This window comes from Cryobacterium sp. 10I5 (assembly GCF_035019865.1).
Lineage (GTDB): Bacteria > Actinomycetota > Actinomycetes > Actinomycetales > Microbacteriaceae > Cryobacterium > Cryobacterium breve_A.
This window is the reverse complement of sequence record NZ_JASJVI010000190.1, coordinates 1-1,382: the sequence shown is the minus strand read 5'-3', so window position 1 is coordinate 1,382 and position 1,382 is coordinate 1. Positions and strand designations below refer to the sequence as shown.

Here is a 1,382-nt window from a genome sequence, read left to right as displayed (position 1 = left end):
CGGTCGAGCTGGGTCCTGCCATCACTGTGTTCATCAAGGGGAAATCCTTCCCCGCCCTCTACGACACTATTCGGGACAATCCCGGTGCCTTACCCAAGGTTGACAGAGAGGGGGGCGTCTTGGTCACTTCACGGTCATATCGTGCGTGGAAAATCCGCGCTGCTGCGGGTCGGACCCGCAGTGATGCTGTCCTCCTCGATCGGCTCAAAGCGTTGACCGTGCGGGACGTTCAGGGCCGGCAGCAGCCGGAGATTCTCTACGGCCGCCGCAAGATGACGGCCTGGCTGAGCCGGGGCGAGTTCGCCGGTGTGTCCAAGCACACCGTTGATCGGTTGATGCGTCTGGAAGGTATGAACGGCCTCGTTCGCGGCCGTAAGCCGCGCAGCAGCGTTTCGACCGGCAAGGATTCGGCGCGCGCCCCTGACCTACTCAAACGCAATTTCAGCGCGCCCCACCCGAACCACAGCTGGGTGACTGACTTCACGTATGTGCCAACGTGGGGCGGATTCGTCTATGTAGCCTTCGCGATCGACTTGTATTCTCGAGCGATCGTCGGCTGGCATGCATCCACGGTCAAGGACACCCCGTTCGTTGAGGTGTGTTTGAACATGGCACTCTGGCGGCGAGACAACGCCGGACACGCCGTCCAGCCCGGCCTCATCCATCACAGTGATGCCGGCTCGCAGTACACGTCGATCAAGTTTACCGAAACCGTCACGCTCGAGGGACTGGTCGCATCTATTGGGACGGTGGGTGACGCATATGACAATGCGGCCGCCGAGACCGTGATGGGCCTTTACAAGAACGAAGCCGTGGCGAAGAATTCACCCTTCATCACGGGGCCGTTGAAGACCCTCGCGGACGTTGAGAAACTCACTTTCGACTGGCTGGATTGGTATAACAATCGGCGGCTACACAGCGCCCTGGGGAATATGCCACCGGCTGAATATGAGCTTAACTATTACGCTGGAACAAACGGCCCGATAAAAATCGAAGCCGCTAACAAAACGGCGGCATGAAAGGTCACGTCCCGCTGAGTGGTGGAGTTTCTCAACACCGTGCGGGTCAGTTGTTCTAGTTTAGGCGGCGGCGAGTTCTGGGAGGATCACCGCCTCGTCGATGACCTCGATGGGGTTGTTCATGGTGGCCAGCTCGAGCATGGATGCTTCGGAGAAATAGCGTCGTTCGCCGGCTTCCCACTCGTCGTGCTGCTCGATCAGGACCGACCCGGCCAGGCGCAGCAGGGCTGCGGCGTTGGGGAACACGCCGACGACGTCGGTGCGACGTTTGATCTCCTTGTTCACCCGTTCCATTAACCGGCTCTCGTTGTCAGGTCAAGGGGATTGGGGGTTTTGGTGTCACCGTCGGACTTGGCGGAGGTG

Annotated in this window: 1 protein-coding gene and 1 pseudogene; one reads left to right on the top strand and one right to left on the bottom strand. The window is 59.8% G+C overall.

Annotated elements, in window-relative coordinates:
- Positions 1-1,019 (top strand): IS3 family transposase (locus QN350_RS19615; protein WP_323507942.1); only part of this gene is annotated, 1,019 nt, incomplete at its 5' end.
- Positions 1,020-1,079: 60 nt separating this feature from the next.
- On the opposite strand, the pseudogene QN350_RS19610 reads toward QN350_RS19615, so the two are convergent.
- A pseudogene (locus tag QN350_RS19610) lies at positions 1,080-1,313 on the bottom strand (transposase); the annotation flags it as partial.
- Between the last annotated feature and the right edge of the window lie 69 nt (positions 1,314-1,382).